Source organism: Streptomyces sp. NPDC002643, assembly GCF_053592555.1.
In genome coordinates this window covers 362,612-381,640 of the sequence record NZ_JBSFVY010000003.1, presented here as the reverse complement: position 1 = coordinate 381,640, position 19,029 = coordinate 362,612, and the positions used below count along the sequence as shown (strand labels likewise).

General features: G+C 71.4%; 15 protein-coding genes. 8 read left to right on the top strand and 7 right to left on the bottom strand.

Translation table 11 applies throughout. The features are described 5' to 3' along the window. Window positions 1-58: 58 nt before the first annotated feature. The 7 genes from ACWD4G_RS06405 to ACWD4G_RS06375 all read left to right on the top strand — a co-directional run bounded on the left by ACWD4G_RS06405 (window position 59) and on the right by ACWD4G_RS06375 (window position 6,562). Window positions 59-1,252, top strand: coding sequence for an NAD(P)/FAD-dependent oxidoreductase (locus ACWD4G_RS06405; protein ID WP_451291046.1), 1,194 nt, complete (start codon window positions 59-61; stop codon window positions 1,250-1,252). Beyond that, the gene (locus ACWD4G_RS06400; protein WP_451291045.1) at window positions 1,249-1,548 is read left to right on the top strand and encodes a (2Fe-2S)-binding protein; all 300 of its coding nucleotides are present in this window, start codon (window positions 1,249-1,251) and stop codon (window positions 1,546-1,548) included. The genes ACWD4G_RS06405 and ACWD4G_RS06400 overlap by 4 nt, the downstream gene beginning before the upstream one ends. Then, window positions 1,538-2,986, top strand: a complete 1,449-nt coding sequence (locus ACWD4G_RS06395; RefSeq protein WP_451291044.1) for an FAD/NAD(P)-dependent oxidoreductase — start codon at window positions 1,538-1,540, stop codon at window positions 2,984-2,986. The genes ACWD4G_RS06400 and ACWD4G_RS06395 overlap by 11 nt, the downstream gene beginning before the upstream one ends. 219 nt (window positions 2,987-3,205) lie before the next feature. Further along, a complete protein-coding gene (locus ACWD4G_RS06390; protein ID WP_451291043.1) occupies window positions 3,206-4,102 on the top strand; it encodes a dihydrodipicolinate synthase family protein in 897 nt (298 codons plus the stop codon). A gap of 46 nt (window positions 4,103-4,148) precedes the next feature. Beyond that, window positions 4,149-5,150 (top strand): proline racemase family protein, encoded by a 1,002-nt coding sequence (locus ACWD4G_RS06385; protein ID WP_451291042.1) that lies wholly within the window; start codon window positions 4,149-4,151, stop codon window positions 5,148-5,150. A 51-nt stretch (window positions 5,151-5,201) separates the two neighbouring features. After that, the gene (locus ACWD4G_RS06380; RefSeq protein WP_451291159.1) at window positions 5,202-5,933 is read left to right on the top strand and encodes a GntR family transcriptional regulator; all 732 of its coding nucleotides are present in this window, start codon (window positions 5,202-5,204) and stop codon (window positions 5,931-5,933) included. 101 nt (window positions 5,934-6,034) lie between these two features. Further along, window positions 6,035-6,562 (top strand): NUDIX hydrolase family protein, encoded by a 528-nt coding sequence (locus ACWD4G_RS06375; RefSeq protein WP_451291158.1) that lies wholly within the window; start codon window positions 6,035-6,037, stop codon window positions 6,560-6,562. A 73-nt stretch (window positions 6,563-6,635) separates the two neighbouring features. On the opposite strand, the gene ACWD4G_RS06370 is transcribed toward ACWD4G_RS06375, so the two are convergent. The 7 genes from ACWD4G_RS06370 to ACWD4G_RS06340 form a co-directional block, all read right to left on the bottom strand. After that, window positions 6,636-8,090, bottom strand: coding sequence for a tetratricopeptide repeat protein (locus ACWD4G_RS06370; RefSeq protein WP_451291157.1), 1,455 nt, complete (start codon window positions 8,088-8,090; stop codon window positions 6,636-6,638). A 261-nt stretch (window positions 8,091-8,351) separates the two neighbouring features. Next, window positions 8,352-10,016, bottom strand: coding sequence for a cellulase family glycosylhydrolase (locus tag ACWD4G_RS06365; protein WP_451291041.1), 1,665 nt, complete (start codon window positions 10,014-10,016; stop codon window positions 8,352-8,354). Window positions 10,017-10,155: 139 nt separating this feature from the next. Then, complete coding sequence (locus ACWD4G_RS06360) at window positions 10,156-12,309, bottom strand: glycoside hydrolase family 127 protein (RefSeq protein WP_451291040.1); 2,154 nt, start codon at window positions 12,307-12,309, stop codon at window positions 10,156-10,158. 59 nt (window positions 12,310-12,368) lie between these two features. Then, a complete protein-coding gene (locus ACWD4G_RS06355) occupies window positions 12,369-14,300 on the bottom strand; it encodes a glycoside hydrolase family 127 protein (protein ID WP_451291039.1) in 1,932 nt (643 codons plus the stop codon). A 105-nt stretch (window positions 14,301-14,405) separates the two neighbouring features. Then, window positions 14,406-15,257 carry a carbohydrate ABC transporter permease gene (locus tag ACWD4G_RS06350; RefSeq protein WP_451291038.1) on the bottom strand — a complete coding sequence of 284 codons (852 nt, stop codon included), beginning with the start codon at window positions 15,255-15,257 and terminating at the stop codon, window positions 14,406-14,408. 29 nt (window positions 15,258-15,286) lie between these two features. Beyond that, on the bottom strand, window positions 15,287-16,249 hold the full coding sequence (locus ACWD4G_RS06345) for a carbohydrate ABC transporter permease (protein ID WP_451291037.1): 963 nt from the start codon (window positions 16,247-16,249) through the stop codon (window positions 15,287-15,289). 80 nt (window positions 16,250-16,329) lie between these two features. Continuing rightward, window positions 16,330-17,643 (bottom strand): ABC transporter substrate-binding protein, encoded by a 1,314-nt coding sequence (locus ACWD4G_RS06340; protein WP_451291156.1) that lies wholly within the window; start codon window positions 17,641-17,643, stop codon window positions 16,330-16,332. A gap of 267 nt (window positions 17,644-17,910) precedes the next feature. Here ACWD4G_RS06340 and ACWD4G_RS06335 point away from each other — a divergent pair, with 267 nt between their 5' ends. Beyond that, window positions 17,911-18,939: a LacI family DNA-binding transcriptional regulator gene (locus tag ACWD4G_RS06335; RefSeq protein ID WP_451291036.1), complete on the top strand. Its 1,029-nt coding sequence runs from the start codon at window positions 17,911-17,913 to the stop codon at window positions 18,937-18,939. Window positions 18,940-19,029 lie beyond the last annotated feature (90 nt).

The window sequence follows — 19,029 nt, the reverse complement described above, 5'->3', positions numbered from 1 at the left end:
CGAGTCTATTCCCACGTCATCTCTTCTCCCCCTTTGTGCCGTGTGACATAGTACTGAGGTGACCGAGCGACTGACCTGCGACGTCGTGGTTGTCGGAGCGGGAATGGTGGGCGCGGCCTGTGCCCTGTACGCGGCACGGGCGGGGCTGGGTGTCGTCGTGGTGGACCGTGGCCCGGTGGCCGGTGGCACAACCGGCGCGGGCGAGGGCAACGTCCTGGTCTCCGACAAGGAACCTGGTCCCGAACTCGACCTCGCCCTGCTCTCGCGACGTCTGTGGGCGGAGCTGGCCGCCGAGCCCGGTCGGGGCGGGGCCTTCGAGTACGAGGCGAAGGGCGGGCTCGTCGTCGCCGCCACCCCGGAGGGGCTCACCGCGCTGGAGGCGTTCGCGGCGGGGCAGCGGGCCGCCGGTGTGCGGGCCCTCACCGCCGATGCCCGTCAACTCACCGATCTGGAACCCCACTTGGCACCCGGCCTCGCCGGTGGTGTCCACTACCCCGGCGACGCCCAGGTGATGCCCACCCTGGCCGCCGCCCATCTTCTGCGCGCCTCCGGCGCCCGTCTCCTCACCGGCCGGACGGTCACCGAGGTGCTGCGCACGGCCGACGGCACGGTACGCGGCGTACGGACCGACCGGGGCGAGATCCACGCGCCCGCCGTCGTCAACGCCGCCGGTACCTGGGGCGGTGAGGTGGCCGCGCTCGCCGGGGTCCGCCTCCCCGTCCTCCCCCGTCGCGGCTTCGTCCTCGTCACCGAACCGCTGCCGCCCCTGGTCCGGCACAAGGTGTACGCCGCCGACTACGTGGCCGACGTGGCCAGTGACTCGGCGGCGCTCCAGACCTCCCCGGTCGTCGAGGGCACGGCCGCCGGGCCGGTGCTGATCGGGGCGAGCCGGGAGCGGGTCGGCTTCGACCGGTCGTTCTCGCTGCCGGTCGTACGGGCGCTGGCGGCGGGGGCGACCCTGCTGTTCCCGTTCCTGGAGCGGGTGCGGGCGATGCGGACGTACGTCGGGTTCCGGCCGTACATGCCGGATCATCTGCCCGCGATCGGGCCCGACCCACGGGTGCCGGGGCTGTTCCACGCCTGTGGGCACGAGGGCGCCGGGATCGGGCTCGCCACCGGAACCGGGCATCTGATCGCCCAGGTGATCGGGGGGAAGACACCCGACCTCGACCTTTCGCCGTTCCGCCCGGACCGGTTCGCGGGACCGGACCGGTTGGCAGGGCACGGCGAGCGTGAAGGGGGCGCCGCGTGAATCCGTTGGAGCTTGCCGAGGCCGAGCCGGGGCCCGGCTTCGCCGTCACGTTCGACGGTCGTACGGTCCAGGCGTTGCCCGGTCAGACCGTCGCGGCCGTGCTCTGGGCGGCCGGGGTGACGTCCTGGCGGACCACCCGGGTCGGGGGCCGGCCGCGAGGGATCTTCTGCGGTATCGGGGTCTGCTTCGACTGTCTCGTCACCGTCAACGGGCGGCCCAATCAACGGGCTTGTCTGGTTCCGGCCCGGCCCGGCGATGTCATCGGCACTCAGGAGGGGACCGGGCATGGCGAGTGAGGAAACGTCATCGGGCACCGCTCTCCCCCACCTCGCGGTCATCGGCGCGGGTCCGGCGGGGCTCGCGGCGGCCCTCGCGGCGGCGGGTCGGGGGGTACGCGTCACGCTCATCGACTCCGCGGAGGCCGTTGGCGGCCAGTTCTATCGGCAGCCCGCCGCCGGGCTGGGTGCCCGGCGGCCGCAGGCCCTGCACCACCAGTGGCGGACCTGGCGGCGGCTGAGCGCGGGCCTCGAACGGCAGATCGCCGCCGGGCGCGTCGCTCATCTCCCCGACCACCATGTGTGGTGCGTGGAGCGACAGGCCGGCGCCTCTTCGCCCTTCACCGTGCACGCGCTGCTCGGCCCCGCCCAGGAGGAGCCCGTCACCGTGCGCGCCGACGCCGTGCTGCTCGCGACCGGCGGCTACGAGAAGGTGCTCCCCTTCCCCGGCTGGACCCTGCCGGGTGTGGTCACCGCCGGGGGTGCGCAGGCCATGGTGAAGGGCGGGCTGGTGGTGCCGGGGCGTACGGCGGTGGTGGCGGGGACCGGGCCGCTGTTGCTGCCGGTCGCGACGGGGCTCGCGGCGGCGGGCGTCACCGTGGCCGCGCTGGTGGAGTCGACCGATCCCAAGGCGCTCGTACGGCGGGGCGCGGGGCTGCTGGGGCGGCCGGACAAGCTCGTCGAAGGTGCCGGGTACGCGGTGGAGTTGGTGCGGCGGCGGGTACGGACGCTGGTGCGGCACACCGTGGTGGAGGCGCACGGCGAGGACCGGTTGGAGGCCGTGACCGTGGCCGCGCTCGATGCCGAGGGGCGGGTGCGGGGCGGTAGTGAGCGGCGTATCGCCTGCGACACGCTCGCCGTGGGGCACGGGATGCTTCCGCACACCGATCTCGCCGAGTCCCTCGGGTGCCGTATCGATAGCGGCGTCCGGGGTGCGCACGGCATCGGTGTGTGGGTCGACGACGAGCAGCGCACCGATGTGCCGGGGGTGTGGGCCGCGGGCGAGACCACCGGGGTGGGTGGGGCGGTGCTCTCCCTCGCCGAGGGGCATATCGCCGGGCGGTCGGCGGCGGTGCGGTTGCGGGGGCGGGTGCCGGACGCCCGTGACTGGGCGGGGGCCGCCGAGTCCCGTCGGGCGCTGCGGGAGTTCTTCGGTGCGCTCGACAGTGTTTGCGTGCCGCCGGCGGGGTGGGTCGAGCAGGTCACCGATGGGACGGTCGTCTGTCGGTGTGAGGAGGTCACCGCCGGGGTGGTGCGGGAGGCGGTCGGAGGGTTGGGGGCGGGGGATGTGCGGACCGTGAAGTTGTTGACGCGGGCCGGGATGGGGTGGTGTCAGGGGCGGATGTGTGGCGCCGCTGTCGCGGGGGTTGCCGGGTGTGCGGAGGCTGTGGGGCGGCGGCCCTTCGCTCGGCCGGTGCCGCTGGGGGTGCTGGCGCGGGGTGGGGAGGGGGACGGGTGAACTGGGCCGGTGTCGGAGCGCTTGCCGGAGCTGGGGTGGGCCGGGCCGGGGTTTCGCTTACCGGCGCTTGCAGGGTGCCGCTGCGCCCACCCGTGCCGCCCCAGCGGCACGATTGCCCGCAGCTGAGTAAGCACCGCCCGGCGTCGGCCAGCGGCACGACTGCCCGCAGCTAAGTGGGCGGCCAGTCGTATGTCACATCTCACTGAGAGGGAAACCCACATGACCATCATCGAGAACCGTCCCTGGCGTGGTGTGCTCGTCGCCACTGCTCTGCCCCTTCGCGACGATCTGTCCGTCGACTACGACAAGTACGCCGAGCACTGCGCTTGGCTGGTCGAGAGTGGGTGTGACGGTGTCGTGCCGAACGGGTCGCTCGGGGAGTATCAGGTGTTGACGGGCGAGGAGCGGGTCAAGGTCGTCGAGACGGCGGTCGCGGCGATCGGTGGGGCGCGGGTGATGCCCGGGGTCGCCGCGTACGGGTCGGCCGAGTCGCGTCGGTGGGCCGAGCAGGCGCGAGACACGGGCTGTACGTCGGTGATGCTGCTGCCGCCGAACGCTTACCGCGCCGACGAGCGCTCGGTCCTCGCCCACTACGCCGAGGTCGCCAAGGCGGGCCTGCCGATCGTGGCGTACAACAACCCCATCGACACCAAGGTCGATCTCGTCCCGGAACTGCTCGCCAAGCTGCACGGCGAGGGGTACATCCAGGCTGTGAAGGAGTTCTCCGGGGATGTCCGCAGGGCGTATCGGCTGGCCGAACTCGCGCCGGAACTGGACCTGTTGATCGGCGCGGACGATGTCCTGCTGGAGCTGGCCGTCGCCGGTGCGAAGGGCTGGGTGGCCGGATACCCGAACGCGTTGCCCGCCGCCACCGTGGAGCTGTACCACGCGGCGGTGGACGGCGACCTCGCCACGGCCAAGCCGCTCTACGAGCAGTTGCATCCGCTGCTGCGCTGGGACTCGACGGTCGAGTTCGTGCAGGCGATCAAGTTGTCCATGGACATCGTCGGCAGGCACGGGGGCCGCTGCCGTCCGCCGCGCGTGGAGCTGCTTCCCGAGCAGGAGGCCACGATCCGCGCCGCCACCGAGAAGGCCGTCGCCGCCGGGCTGGCGTAGCCCCGCCGAACCGTCATGCGTCCCGCTCAAGAAAGGAGGCTCGGCCATGCGCAGCAGACTCGTGCTGCACGCCGTCGACTCGCACACCGAGGGCATGCCCACCCGGGTGATCACCGGGGGGATCGGCACGATCCCGGGTGCGACCATGAACGAGCGGCGGCTGTGGTTCCGTGAACACCGGGACGACATCAAGCAGTTGCTGATGAACGAGCCGCGCGGACACGCGGCGATGAGCGGGGCGATCCTGCAGCCGCCGACCCGCCCGGACTGCGACTACGGCGTGGTCTACATCGAGGTCTCCGGCTATCTCCCGATGTGCGGTCACGGCACGATCGGCGTGGCGACCGTGCTGGTGGAGACGGGCATGGTCGAGGTCGTCGAGCCGGTGACCACGATCCGGCTGGACACCCCGGCGGGCCCCGTCGTGGCCGAGGTGGCGGTGGAGGACGGCGCGGCGAAGGCGGTCACGCTGCGGAACGTGCCGTCGTTCTCCGTCGGCCTCGACCGCAAGGCCGTGCTCGCCGACGGCCGGACGGTGACGTACGACCTGGCGTACGGCGGGAACTTCTACGCGATCCTGCCGCTGGAGCGGTTCGGGCTGCCGTTCGACCGGGACCGCAAGGACGACATCCTCAAGGCGGGGCTGGAGCTGATGGCGGCCATCAACGCCGAGGGGGAGCCCGTCCACCCCGAGGACCCGTCGATCCACGGGGTCCATCATGTCCATCTGTACGCGCCGGGCGCCACGGCCCGGCACTCGCGGCACGCGATGGCGATCCACCCAGGCTGGTTCGACCGTTCACCCTGCGGTACGGGGACGAGCGCGCGGATGGCGCAGTTGCACGCGCGGGGTGAACTGCCGTTGCACACCGAGTTCGTGAACGAGTCGTTCATCGGCACCCATTTCACCGGGCGGCTGCTGGGCACCACCGAGGTGGCCGGAATCCCGGCCGTGCTGCCCAGTTTCACCGGCCGCGCCTGGGTCACGGGCACGGCCCAGTATCTGCTCGACCCGTCCGACCCGTTCCCATCCGGCTTCGTCCTCTAGGATTCCGGGCTCCGGAACGCCAGGACCTCAGGAGAGACCGTCATGACCCCCATGGGCCCCCAGCGCTCCACGGCCCCCGCCCCCGCCCCTGCCCTCTCCTCCCCCGATCTGCCGGTACTGGGCGGCAAGAAGAGCAGCTACCGGGAGCGGGTCGCCGACGCGCTGCGGGCCGCGCTGATCGCCGGGGAGCTGCGGCCGGGCGAGGTGTACTCGGCGCCCGCGCTCGCCGCCCGCTTCGGTGTCTCGGCGACCCCGGTGCGCGAGGCGATGCTGGATCTGGCCAAGGAGGGCCTGGTCGACACCGTGCCCAACAAGGGCTTCCGGGTCACCGCGGTCACCGAGAAGCAGCTCGACGAATACACCCACATCCGCTCGCTCATCGAGATCCCGACCACCGTGTCGCTGGCCCGCACCGCCGACCCGGTCTCCCTGGAGGCGCTGCGGCCCGCCGCCCGGGAGATCGTGGCCGCCGCCGCTGCCGGCGACCTCATCGCGTACGTCGAGGCCGACACCCGCTTCCACCTCGGTCTGCTCGCCCTCGCCGGGAACGCCCATCTCGTCGAAGTGGTCGGTGACCTGCGCAAACGCTCCCGCCTCTACGGTCTCACCGCACTCGTCGAAGCCGGCCGGCTGGCGGCCTCCGCCCAGGAGCACCTGGAACTCCTCGACGCCCTCCTCGACCGCGACGAGAACGCCGTACGAGCGGTCATGACCCGGCACCTCGGCCATGTCCGGGGCCTGTGGGCCGCCCACGACAACGCTCACGAGTCGGCTCACGAATGATCTTCGCCGGGGCGCATGGTGATCCGGTCGGTGGGGCAAGGTGTGACCGGAGCGACGCGCGCTCCCCATGACGTTGAAAGTATGATCGGCCAATGTCTGACATGACCGAAACCACGCCCGGCTGGCTCTCGTCCGACGAGCTCGAATCGGCCCGCGCCCGGATGCCGATCCTGTACGTCGAGGCCGTGCCCGTGCGCGTCGACGACAGCGGCGAAGTCACCAGCATCGGACTGCTGCTGCGCATCGGCCCGGACGGAACGGTCAGCCGCACGCTGGTCTCCGGCCGCGTGATGCACCACGAGCGGGTGCGCGACGCCCTGCTGCGCCATCTGGAGAAGGACCTCGGCCCGGTGGCGCTGCCCCGGGTGCCGGCCGCGCTGCAGCCGTTCACCGTCGCCGAGTACTTCCCGACGCTGGGCATAACGCCGTTCCACGATCCGCGTCAGCACGCGGTGTCGCTCGCCTACATCGTCCCGGTCTCGGGTGACTGCCGCCCCCGGCAGGACGCCCTCGACCTGGTCTGGTTCAGCCCTCAGGAGGCGGCGTCCGAGTCGGTGCAGAGCGAGATGCCGGGCGGCCAGGGGGTCCTGCTGAAGCAGGCCCTGGCGCATGTGGGCTGCTTGTCGTAGGCGCGGACGGCCGGGGCAGGCGGATCGCCGTCGGCCCGGTCCGGTACGCGCCCCCCACGCGGGCCCGGCACCGTCACGTACGGGTCGCCAGATACGGCCCGTGCAGGTCGCGGCCCAGCCTGCTCGCCGCCGGGGCCGCCAGTTCGCTCGCCTTCTCGCGGGCGAGGGCGGCTCGGCCGGCCTCACCGAGGGCGTCGGCGAGACGGGCCTCGCCCAGCCAGTTGTACGGGCTGTGCGGGGAGAGACCGGTGCGCTCGCCGAGCAGCAGACGGGCCAGGTCGCCCCGGTCGGCGCGCAGGGTCGCCTCCAGCAGCGTCCGCTGGACGGCGTCCCGCTGGGCGTGGCTGCCGCCGAAGGTGTTCAGCCGGCGTCGTACCGGCCAGAGCAGGTCGATCACCGTGGCGTGGTCGCCCCGGACGTACGCGACGAGGGCCTCGCAGACCGGGAGGCCGATCTCGGCGGTCATCACATGGTTGGCGGTCGGGTGGCCCTCGTCCTCGGCCAGCCAGCGGCGGCGGTCGGCGATGAGCGCGTCCGCCGCCTTCAGCCGACCGGCGCCCGCGAAGGCCATCACGGCGTGCACGTCGTTGAAGGCGTAGTGCGGCGGGTCCTCGCGCGCCGCCCAGGCGTCGGCCAGCTTCTGCCAGCGGGTGTCCTCGTCGAGGCCGGCGAGGAGGAACCGCCACAACAGGGCGGCGGCGTCCAGGAGTTCCATGACGAAGCCGGTGGAGTCCTTGTGGTGCAGCACGGCGTCGTAGATCCGGGTGGCGGTGTCGGTGTCGCCCGCCTCCAGCGCGTACAGGGCGTAGTGCCACCAGTTGTGCACGGTCAGGAGGGTGCCGCTCGACCAGTCGTCGAGGCGGGCGTTGTAGTAGTCGATGCCCTCGGCGAACCTTCCCTGCATCTCGTGGACGTGGGCCACGGCGTGGATCGCCCAGACGTCCTGGGGGTTCTGTTCGACGGCGGCGAGAGCGGTCTCCTGGGCGCGCGCGTAGTGGCCCGACTCCTCCAGGCCGAACGCGTACATGCCCATCAGGGGGCCGCGATGGGGGTCGTCCGTGGACCAGGCGGGGAGCGCTCCGCCGATCCGGTCGCGCAGGCGGGTCGCGTCGCCGGTGAAGAAGTCGAGCTGGTGGCCGACCGCCAGGGCCAGCGGGTCGCGGGGGCATTCGACGACGAGTTCTTCGAGGATCTGGCTCGCCCAGCCCATGTCGCCGCCGAGCCAGGCCTCCGCCGCCGCCACGTGCATGCGTTCCCGGGGCGGAAGGGCCGAGGTGTCGGTCCCGGCGGCGAACTCGGCGAAGCGGTCGCGGGCCAGGGCGGCGTCGCGCGGCTCGGTGCCGAGGACGCCCAGGTAGGCCGAGAACGCCTGGGCGAGGGGGGAGGTGGGGCAGGCGAGGACGGCGTCCTTGACCGCGCCGGGGAAGTCCGGGCGGAAGAACAGCAGGCCCTCGACCGCCCGGTCCAGATGGGCCGCGCTCTCGGCGGTGGTCTCGTACAGGCGGTTGCCGTACCGGTCGGTGGTCACCATGCAGATCGTTCTCCGGCTCTTCTCCGGCCAGCCGGCTCTTCGGCTCTTCTGCGCGAACACCGCTGGCGCGAACACCGCGTCGAACCCCGCTGCGTCGACGTCGGCTTGTGCGGCGGCACGGACAACGGTCAGCCGTGCCGCCACCATCAAAGCCATCGGTGCTCGGCCGAGTCCAGCAGGAACACCCGAACGGGGCGCGTCACCTCCGTACGCCGGTGCGCACCACCACGCGGGCGCCCCCGGGAGCCGGACCGGGCGTCAGGCGGTCGTGCAGGTCGCCCCGTTGAGGGTGAACGCGGTCGGGGCGGTGTTCGTGGCGCCCTTGCTCGCGGTGAACCCGACCGTCACCGAGCCCCCGGCGGGTACGTTCGCCGTGTACGAGGCGGCCGTGACGCTCACCGAGGCGCCGCTCTGGCTCGGGGTGCCGCCCCACATGTTGCTGATGGTCTGGCCGTCGGCGAAGGCGAAGCGGAGGGTCCAGCCGTTGACGGCGGCGGTGCCGGTGTTGCCGATGACGATCTCGCCCTGGAAGCCGCCGGACCATTCGTTGGTGGCGCGGTAGGCGACCGAGCAGTTCCCGGCGGGGGTGGAGCCGGTGGTGACGTCGACCGTGGCCGAGCGGGACGAGCGGTTGCCTGCCGCGTCACGGGCGTAGACGGCGAAGGTGTAGGCCGTCGAGGCCGTGAGGTTGGTCAGGGTGACCGAGTTGGTGGTGGAGGCGGCGACCGCGGTCTCGGAGCCGCCGTTGACGCGGACCACGTCGTACGCGGTGACGCCGGTGTCGTCCGTGGCGGCGGACCAGGTGAGGGTGGCGGTGGTGGCCGTCACGGCGGAGGCGGTCGGGGTGCCGGGGGCGGTCGGGGCCTGGGTGTCGGGCGCGGAACCGCCGTAGATCGTGGCCTCCTCGGCGGTCTGGGCGATGCCGTTGGCGCCGTTGAAGATGCGCTGGCCCCAGGCGCTGAGGTTGTTCGGGTCGAAGCCGATCGACAGGTCGAGGATCGGGTCGGTGTTGCCGCTCCAGGACCAGGCCAGATAGCCGAGGTCCAACTGCTGGGCGGTGGCCATCATCGTGTCCTCGTCCGGGTCGCCCCACTGGTCGGCGGGGCCGCCGAACTCACCGATGAGGATGGGGAGTCCGGCGTCGACGAAGGCGTTGAGATAGTCGGTGATCTCGGCGGCCGTGTCGAACACGCTGTACATGTGGATCGAGAAGATCAGGTTGCCGGTGGTGTCGGCGTCGTAGACGGCCTGGGCGTTGGCGCGCATCACGCCCTGCCAGTCCTGGCCCCAGTTGGGCGCGTCCACCATGATCGTGTGCTCAAAGCCGGCGTTGCGGAGCTTCTGGATCGCGGCGATGGTGGGGGCGGTCCAGCCCTCGGGGTTGGTGTTGCCCCAGGGCTCGTTGCCGATGTTGACGATGATGTAGTTCTCCTGGCCGGCGAGGACGTCCTTGAGGCCGATCCAGTAGTCGGCGGCGTGGTCGAGTGTCCCGGCGGCCGTGTCCTCGCCGTAGCCGGTGGTGTCGTGCACCTCCAGGACGCAGATGAGCCGGTTGGCCTTGCACTGGGCGACGACGTTCGCGACGTCGGAGGCGCTGTTCTCGGTCCAGCGGTGTCCGTCGGAGAGGACCACCCGGACGGTGTTGGCGCCGAGCGCCTTCACATCGGCCAGCGACTGCAACTCGCCCGTGTACCAGGTGTGGGCGTGGTTCACGCCCCGCATGACGAAATCGTTGCCGTTGCCCTCCAGCAGCCGGCCGTCGCTGATGTGCAGACCGGTGGCTTGGGTCTCGGGTTCGGTCCGGGTGTCGGGGGCCGCCTGGGCGTGGGCGGCGGCCGGGGAGAGCACGCCGAACAGACACGCCAACGCGGCCAGGAGGACGAGCAGAGGGCTCTTTGATTTCACGCTTCTCGTGGTTCTCATCGCGACTCCAGTGGGGTGGGCGCCGAGAATCTCAGGCATCGAAAAAAGGGTTGTGGGAGCGCTCCCATATGCGAGTGCGCTCCCATGAACCCATTTCGCCACGTACACGTCAACCCAAGGGGCGGAGTTCAGTGCTGGTTCAGTTCCTGAGATCGGCCCGCACCGCCGCCGCGACCACCGCGTCACGCTCGCTCGGGCTGAACAGCCCCTGCGCCAGCCACCCGTCGGCCAACACCCGTACGGCGTCCACGAATTGAGCCGACCCGGCGAACGGCGCCTGCTGCCAGAGCACGTCGAGGAAGGTGAGGCGGTCCGCGCGTGCCCGGTTGGGCACGCCGGAGTCGGCCGTACCGAACACCACCACGGGCTCGTTCCGCCGGAAGTACGCGTGGTAGCGGGCGGTGTCCCCGACGTGGAACGGCGCGAGGGTCAGACCGTGCGTGGTGAAGTACCCCGGCCTGCCCTCGGGCCTGATCGCGGTGGCGAGATCGCCGCGCAGGGTGAAGTCCCTGTAGAAGGAGAACTGCCGGAACCCGGTCTCCGTACTCCGTGCGACCAGCAGCACCGGCCCGTGGAACACCGACTGCACACCCGGATCGTCCAACGCCCGTTCGACGCGCAGCCGATAGGGCGTGGAGATCGCGATCCGGTCGCCGGGCTGCCAGGTCCGGCTGAGGGTGAGATAGGTGCCGGGCACGGCCGTGACCCGCTGCCGGACGCCGTTGACGGTGACGGTCACCCCGTCCGTGGCCCAGGACGGGATACGCAGTTTGAGATCGAGGAGACCGCCGCCCTCGCGGAACGTCAGGGTGCGTACGCCCTCGGCCGGGAAGGCGCTGGTCTGGTCGATGACGAGGCCGCGCTCGGGCCAGCGGAGGGTGGAGGCGAGGTAGAGATTGACGTACAGGGCGCCGCCGTCGGCGGAGCGGAAGTACACGGAGTCCTGGTACTTGGTGTGGTTCTCCATTCCGGTGCCGCCGCAGCAGGTGCCGGTGTTGCCGTACTCGCGGACGACGCCCGGCCCCATCCCGACGAAGTACGTCACCTCCGGGCTCGCCGTGGAGCGGGCGTCCCGGCGCGAGGCGAGGATGTGGTTGGTGAGCCCCCGCTCGTAGTGGTCCATGTAGGCGGGGACCGGGTCGCGGAAGAAGAGCCGGCGGCTGAGTTTGAGCATGTTGTACGTGGCGCAGGTCTCGGCGTTGTTGTCGCCGAGGGTGGCCGCGATGGCGTCCCGGGCACGGAACATCTCGCCCTGGCCGGTACCGCCCAGGCTGTACGTCCGGTGTCCCGCGACCATGCCCCAGAAGTGGCGGGCCGCGTCGGCGTACCGGTCCTCCCCCGTGTGGTCGAACATGCGCAGATAGCCGGTGAACTGGGGGATGTGCTGGTTGGCGTGGCGGCCGTCGAGGATGTCGCGGTCCTGGGCGCAGGCGTCCAGCAGGGCGGTGTTGTCGAAGCAGCGGGCGGCGGCGAGGTGTTCGGCCTTGCCGGTGAGGGCGTACAGATCGGCCATCACCTCGTTCATGCCGCCGTACTCACCGGCGATGTAGATCGACCACATGCGGTCCAGCTGGGCCTTGGGGAGTCGGCCGAGTCTGCTGTGCACCCAGTCGCCCATCGCCGACGCGACCGTCAGCGCCTCCGCGTTGCCCGCCAGGGTGTGGGCGTCGAGCAGGCCCCGCATGATCTTGTGGCAGGTGTAGTACGGGGCCCAGATGGTCGGGTAGGTGGTGTAGCTCTCCAGCAGGATGAACTGGGTCTCCGGGTACGCCGCCAGGAACCCGGGGTGGCTGGGTCTGGGGTCGCCGCGCTCGGCCACGGTCCGCTGGCACTCGGCGAGGGCGGCCACCAGGTAGTCCAGCTTGGACTTGAGCGCGGCCTCGCGGGTGTCGGCGTACGCCTGGGCGACGAGGGTGAGGAAGTGGCCGCCGTAGTGGCCGCGCAGATTGCCGTCCGAGGTCTCCCAGCCGCCGGGCGGCTGGGCGCCCCGGGTGTCGAGGCCGGCGTTCGCCCGGAAGACGGCCAGGATGCGGTCGGCCGGGTACGACCTGGCGTACTCCAGCATCAGGTCCCGCTTGCGGCGGAAGACGCCGTCGCCGAGGGTGACTTGGTCCAGGGGGAAGGGATGGACCTGCCAGGTGGCGGGGGCGATGACTGTCCTGGTGGCCCGCGCGGGTGTGGGGTCGGCGATGGTGGCGGCGTGGGCCGCCGGGGTCGTGTGTGGTAAGGAGGTCGCCGCCGCGGTGCCTGCGGCCAGTGTCAACAGGCGGCGGCGTGTGGGGGGTTGGGGCATGCTACGACTCCGATCGTCACTGCTCGATCTCCGGGTCACTCGATCGCTTGATCGCTTGATCACTCGGTCTTCGGTAGCCATACCCGCATCGTCGAAGGGCCACGGTTCGCCCAGGAGTGGTAGGGCACGAGGGCGATGTGGGTGGTGCGGTCCGTGGGCTCCGTCGTCGGGGGGTGGGTGGGGGGTGCGTACGGCCATGGGGTGTCGGTCGGTTGCGTGAGCGCGCCTGCGACAACGACACCGGGGGCGGCGGTGCCTGGCGTGTCCTGTGGCTCGACGGTGGTGTCCACCCGTATGGCGTCGACCTCGTGGCCGGTGGGCAGGTCGACGGACTCGGCGCAGTACACCAGGGGCCCGCGTTGGACGGCGGCCGTGCCGCGTATCGCGTCGATGCGGGGGTCGGGTTCGAGCCAGCGGGGGGCCATGGGGAGTTCGAGCCGGAGTTCGTCGCCGGGGCGGAAGCGGCGGGTGACCTCGACCGTGCCCGGGGTCACGGCTCGGCGGGTGCCGTCCGGGGTGATCAGCCAGGCCGTGGCGCCGGTCGCCCACTCGGGGACGCGCAGGGAGAGGGTCCAGGGGTGCTCCGGGGTCCGGTCGACCCGTACCGTCACATGGCCGCCGGAGGGGTAGTCGGTACGGACCCGCAGGGCGACGGCCTGGCCTGTCCCGAACGATGTGGCGATCTCGGCGTCGGCGTACTGGTGGAGTTGGAGGCCGTGGTCGTCGGTGGTCGCCAGGTAGGCGGGGAGGAGGGCCAGGGTGCGGGCGACGTTGGTGGGGCAGCAGGAGACCGCGAACCAGGGGGCGCGGAGGCCGGCCTCGGCGCGGGGGCTCTCGGCGTCGGCCGGGGGGAGGGTGCCTCGGCGGCGGCGGTGGAGGGTGTTGGCGTAGAAGAAGGCCCGGCCGTCCTCGGAGGGGGAGGTGGCGATGACGTTGAAGAGGGTGCGTTCGGCGAGGTCGGCGTAGCGGGGGTCGCCGGTGGCCAGGAGGAGGCGCCAGTTGAGCATCACCGAGGCGACACCGGCGCAGGTCTCCGAGTAGGCGCGGTCGGGCGGGAGGACGTAGTCGTCGCCGAAGGCCTCGTCGCGGTGGTGGGAGCCCATGCCGCCGGTGAGGTAGGTGCGGCGGGCGACCGTGGTCTCCCACTGGCGGACCACGGCGGCGAGCAGTTCGTCGTCGCCGGTCTCCATGGCCACGTCGACGGCGCCGGCGGCGAGGTAGAGGGCACGTACGGCGTGGCCGCGCAGGACGGGTGCCTCGCGTACGGGGATGTCGTCCTGGTAGTAGGCGCGGCCGAACTCCGGGTCGGCGAGCGTGCCTTGGCCTCGGCGGTCGATGAAGAGAGCGGCCTGGTCGAGGTAGCGCTGTTCGCCGGTGGCTCGGGCGAGTTCGACGAGGGCGGGTTCGATCTCGGGGTGGCCGCAGACGGATTCGATGCCGCCGGGGCCGAAGGTGGCGCAGACGTGGTCGGCGGCCCGGCGGGCGGTCTTGGCGAGTTCGCCGTCGCCCTGGGTGCGCAGCTGGGCGACGCCCGCCTGGATCAGATGGCCGTAGCAGTACAGCTCGTGGCCCCATTCGAGGTCGCTGTAGCGGGGCTGTTGGCCGGTGCGGCCGAAGGCGGTGTTGAGGTAGCCGTCGGGTTCCTGGGCGGGGGCGATGGTGCCGGTGACGGTCTCCAGGGCGGTGACCGCGTCGTTGCCGCCCTCCCAGGCCATGGCTTCGAGCAGCTTGTAGACGTCGGAGTCGGCGAACTCCCTGCCACGTCGGTCCCGTTGGACACGGCCCTCGACGGCGGCGGTGAAGTTGCCGATCCAGCCGACGCGTTCCATCCATTCCCGGCAGTGGTCGAGGGTGGCGGTGGCGTTGATGTGCCGGCGGTGGGCCCAGAAGCCGCCGGTGATCCTGACCTCGTCGAGGCCCAGCGGTCGTAGTCGGCCCCGGCTCGGGGCGACGGGCAGGACGAGTGAGCGCTTGGTGTCGTTCGTCGTCACCGGATCATGCCTTCGGTAGGTCCCTTCTGTGGCGGATCATTCCTTCGGTAGGTCCCCTTCTGGGATGGTTCATGCCTTCGGTAGGTCCGCTCCGTGGCGGACGTGTCAGCCCTTCAGCGCGCCCGACATGAAGCCGCGTACGTAGTGCCGTTGCAGGAGCAGGAAGATCAGCAGGCAGGGGACGGCGAGGACCACGACGCCCGCCTCGGTGGCGCCGTAGTCGACGGCGCCCATGCTCTGTTGCCGCAGATTGGCGACGGCGAGCGGCAGGGGTGCCTTCTCGCTGTCGGAGATGAGGATCAGCGGGGCGATGAAGTCGTTCCAGGCGGCGAGGAAGGCGAAGAGGCCCACGGTGATCAGTCCCGGCCGTACGGCGGGGAGCAGGACGCGGCGCAGGGCGCCCGCCGTGCCGCAGCCGTCGACCAGTGCCGACTCCTCCAGTTCGCGTGGTACCGCCTCGAAGGAGATCCGCATCATGAAGGTGGCGAACGGCAGTTGGAACATGGCGAGGACCAGGCTCAGCCCGATCAGCGAGTTCTGCAGGTGGAGCCGGCCGAGGAGGACGTAGAGGGGGATGAGGAGGGTGGCGTAGGGGACCATGAGGATGGCCAGGGTCAGCAGGAACAGGGCGTTCTTGCCGGGGAAGTGGAAGCGGGCGAAGGCGTAGCCGCCGAGCAGGGAGACGCCGAGGGTGAGGGTGACGGTGAACGCCGAGACGAGCGTGCTGTTGAGGAGGTACCGCCACAGGCCGGCGTCATAGTCGAGGAGCGTCCGGTAGTTGCCGAGGCCGTGGCCGGAGTCCTGTGCGGTGCCGGGCTGGGGGCTGATCGAGGCCCAGGTGTTCCACAGCAGGGGGAAGAGGAAGATGACGGCCAGTCCTCCGGCGACGACGTAGTACGGCGTACGGCCGAGGATTCCGGCTCGGGCTCCGGCTCGGGCTCGGGCTCGGCTGAGCACCGGGGGCTCCCTTCTCCTGGACGCGGGGGTCATGACTCGTCGGCGTGGCGCAGACCGCGGAACTGGAGGGCGTTGAGCAGCAGCAGCGCGGCCAGCACGATGATCGAGAGGGCGGCGGCGGTGCCCAGGTTCAGGCGCTGGAACGCCTCCCGGTAGATCAACTGGACGACGGTGACCGTGCTGTTGTCGGGGCCGCCCTTGGTGAGGACGAAGAACTGGTCGAAGGCGAGCAGCGATCCGGTGACGCAGAGGAGGAGGGACAGGGCGAGGGAGGGTCGTAGCAGGGGCAGGGTGATGGAGCGGAAGATCTGGGCGCGGCTCGCGCCGTCCATCCGGGCCGCCTCGTAGACCTCGTGCGGGATGCGTTGCAGGCCGACCAGCAGGATCAGCATGTAGAACCCGGCGAACTTCCACACCACCAGGAACACCGTCGACAGCAGGGCGGAGGTGGGGGTGCCGAGGAAGGAGACGGGGTCGTCGGAGAGGCCCAGTTTCCGGGGGATGTCGCTGAGCGGGCCTGTGGTGGGGCTGTAGAGGCCCCAGAAGAGCAGGGAGGCGGAGGCCAGGCCCAGGGCGCCGGGCAGGAAGTAGACCGTGCGGAAGAAGCCCGCGCCCGGGCGGGACTCCTGCACGAGCAACGCCAGCAGGAGCGCGAGGCCGAGCAGGATCACGGTGACGATCACCGTGTAGAGGAGGGTGAAGCGGACGGCGGGCCAGAAGAGGGTGTTGTCGGCGATGTCGGTGTAGTTCTCGGGGGCGTTGGTGCCCCGGTCTCCGGCGAGCAGGGGCCAGTCGCTGAGGGACATCTGGCCGACGAGCAGCAGGGGCGCGACGAAGAAGACGGCGACGAAGGCGGCGGTGGGGGCGGCGTAGCCGAGGCCTTGGAGGGTGCGGGAGTGCCACAGGGGCGTGGCCCTGCGGCGTCGTGGGGTCGGGTGCTCCGGTGGGGCGCGGTGCTCGGTCGTCACTCGGTCGGGTGCCTTGACCTGCATGGCTCTCCCTCCTCGGTCCGTCAACGAACGCATTCCGTGGGCGAACACGTTGCCTCGGCGAACACGTTCCGCCGGCGAACTCAGTCCGCCAGCGAGGCCGTGACCGCCTCGTTGTCCTTCTCCAGGGACGTGCCGTCGCCGAAGACCGCGTCGCGCATCAGCGTCAGCCAGGGCCCGTTGGGGTCGTTGAAGGTCTCGCCGAACTTGAGGGCGTACGGGGTGCGGCCGTGGGCGACGAGTTCGTTGACGGTGACCAGGCGGGGGTCGGCGGCGGAGTGCTTGTTGGCGGCGAGGTCGGTGCGGGCCACCACGTCCTTGTGGGCGGCGACGACATCGACCTGGGCCTTGTCGCCGAGGGTCCAGGAGAGGAAGTTCCAGGCCTGGTCGGCGGCCTCGCTGGTGGCGGCGATGCCGATGGCGTCACCGCCGACGAAGGTGGACTTGCCGCCATCGGGGCCGGGGATGGGCGCAACACCGAGGTCGAGGTCCTTCGGCATCAGGCCGAGCGTGGTGGACGGCATGGGCATCACACCGACCTCGCCCTTGGGGAAGACACCGGTCCAGGTGGTGCCGGTCTCGTCGCGGGCGCCGGGGGCCGCGATGTCGTCGTCGACCCAGCCCCGGTAGGTGTCGTACACCTTCCGCGCGGTGGCGGAGTCGAGGTCGGCTTCCGTGCCGTCCTCGTTCAGCACCTCCTCCCCGGCCGCCCAGATCGACGGCCACCAGGTGAAGACGCCGCAGCCGCCGCAGTTGCCGCCGAAGAAGGTGCCGTTGACACCGCCGCCCAGTCCGTCCACGGCCCGCGCCTGTTCGTCCCACTCGGCCAGCGTGGTGGGCGGCTTCTCGGGGTCGAGCTTCGCCTTGCGGTAGAGGTCCTTGTTGTAGAAGAGCACCGAGAGGTCGAGGGTGTGCGGTACGACGTACTTCTTGCCCTCGTAGGTGCCCGCCTTGATGTGCGACTGGGCGAGCTTGTCGGCGTAGGGCAGGGCGTCGACGCGTTCGGTGAGGTCGGCGAAGAGGCCGCTGGAGGTGTAGTTGGGCACGAAGACGACATCGGAGGCGAACAGGTCGGGGAGGTCCCGGGAGCCGGCGGCGGCGCCGACCTTGGCCTGGTAGTCGTCGGTGGGGACGACGGTCAGCTCGACCTTGTTCTTGTGGCTCGCGTTGTACGCCTCGACCAGGGCCTCGCTCTGCGGGCGGGTCGCGGCGCGCGTCCACATCGTGAGCGTGGTGCCGTCGTCGACGCCGTTCACACCACCAGCCCCGGCTCCCCCGCTACCGGAGCCCCCGTCGCCCGATCCGCAGGCCGTGACCAGGCTTCCGGCGGCGAGCAGTGCGACGGCACCGGCGGCGATACGGCGCAGACGTCCATGTGGTCCGATCGTGCTCCCCATGCCGAAGCCCATGCCCATCTCCCTGCCGATCCCCATGCCGATCCCCTCGACGGAAACGAACCCGGAAACAAACCGAAAAGGCTTTCTGAAAGCTAGGACCAGCCTCATGGCCCGTCAATCCCCCTCGCACGAACCGGATTTACAGGCTTCCCGAAACCTGTGAAAACCGGCGGGACGCACATCGGCCGAAACAACTCGCGTACGGTTTCACGTGCGACGTGCCACGCTCGACGGCCCCGGCACGCGCCGCGAGACAGGAGAACGCCCATGACCCAGGCCGCCGGCCCCGCCCGTCCGCATCCCGCCACGCTCAGCGATGTGGCCCGGCTGGCCGGGGTCTCCGTCGCCACCGCGTCCAAGGCGCTCAACGGGCGCAGCCAGGTGCGGGCGGAGACCCGGCAGCGGGTGATCGAGGCGGCCGAGCGGCTGGCGTTCCGGCCGAACCAGCTGGCCCGGGGGCTGCTCGCCGGGCGGACCGGCACGGTCGGGCTGCTCACCAGCGATCTGGAGGGCAGATTCAGCATCCCGATACTGATGGGCGCCGAGGACGCCTTCGGGGCGGGCGAGGTCGCGGTGTTCCTGTGCGACGCGCGCGGGGACGCGATCCGGGAGCAGCATCATGTGCGGGCACTGCTCGGACGGCGGGTGGACGGGCTGATCGTGGTCGGCAGCCGCACCGATGCCCGGCCGTCGCTGGGCCGTGAGCTGCCGGTTCCGGTGGTGTACGCGTACGCGCCGTCGGACGACCCGGAGGATCTGTCCATCGTGCCGGACAGCGTGGACGCCGGGCGGATCGCCGTGGACCATCTGCTCGCCTGCGGCCGTACGCGGATCGCGCACATCACCGGCGATCCCGGGTATGCCGCCGCCCATGACCGGGCCGAGGGCGCGCGGGCGGCGCTCTCCGACGCCGGGCTCGCGCTGGTCGGCGAACCGCGCTTCGGGGCCTGGTCGGAGGGGTGGGGGCGGGCGGCCACCGCGCTGCTGCTGGACCAGCACCCCGATGTCGACGCCGTGTTGTGCGGCAGCGATCAGATCGCCCGGGGGGTGATGGAGGTGCTGCGCGAGCGGGGGCTTCGGGTGCCGGAGGACGTGGCGGTCATGGGGTTCGACAACTGGCAGGTGCTGACCGCCGGTTCACGGCCGCCGCTGACCAGCGTGGACATGAACCTGGAGCAGGTCGGCCGGGCGGCGGCGCACGCGTTGTTCACGGCGATCGGGGGCGGCCGGCGTACGGGGGTGGAGACGCTGCCCTGCCGGGTGGTCATCCGGGGGTCGACGGCGCCGCTGTCCTGACCACGTCGATCCCGGGCCGAGGCACGCGCCGCCGCGATCCCCGTCTGTCCTGAACCGCGCGGTCGGCGAACTCGTGCCCCAGCGGCCTCC

What these genes read in the sequence shown, in the direction of transcription:
- ACWD4G_RS06385 (WP_451291042.1), top strand. Translation starts at nt 4,149, where the DNA reads ATGCGCAGCAGACTCGTGCTGCACGCCGTCGACTCGCACACCGAGGGC.
- ACWD4G_RS06395 (WP_451291044.1), top strand. Translation starts at nt 1,538, where the DNA reads ATGGCGAGTGAGGAAACGTCATCGGGCACCGCTCTCCCCCACCTCGCG.
- ACWD4G_RS06340 (WP_451291156.1), bottom strand. Translation starts at nt 17,643, where the DNA reads ATGGGGAGCACGATCGGACCACATGGACGTCTGCGCCGTATCGCCGCC.
- ACWD4G_RS06380 (WP_451291159.1), top strand. Translation starts at nt 5,202, where the DNA reads ATGGGCCCCCAGCGCTCCACGGCCCCCGCCCCCGCCCCTGCCCTCTCC.
- ACWD4G_RS06365 (WP_451291041.1), bottom strand. Translation starts at nt 10,016, where the DNA reads ATGAGAACCACGAGAAGCGTGAAATCAAAGAGCCCTCTGCTCGTCCTC.
- ACWD4G_RS06345 (WP_451291037.1), bottom strand. Translation starts at nt 16,249, where the DNA reads ATGCAGGTCAAGGCACCCGACCGAGTGACGACCGAGCACCGCGCCCCA.
- ACWD4G_RS06335 (WP_451291036.1), top strand. Translation starts at nt 17,911, where the DNA reads ATGACCCAGGCCGCCGGCCCCGCCCGTCCGCATCCCGCCACGCTCAGC.
- ACWD4G_RS06390 (WP_451291043.1), top strand. Translation starts at nt 3,206, where the DNA reads ATGACCATCATCGAGAACCGTCCCTGGCGTGGTGTGCTCGTCGCCACT.
- ACWD4G_RS06375 (WP_451291158.1), top strand. Translation starts at nt 6,035, where the DNA reads ATGACCGAAACCACGCCCGGCTGGCTCTCGTCCGACGAGCTCGAATCG.
- ACWD4G_RS06360 (WP_451291040.1), bottom strand. Translation starts at nt 12,309, where the DNA reads ATGCCCCAACCCCCCACACGCCGCCGCCTGTTGACACTGGCCGCAGGC.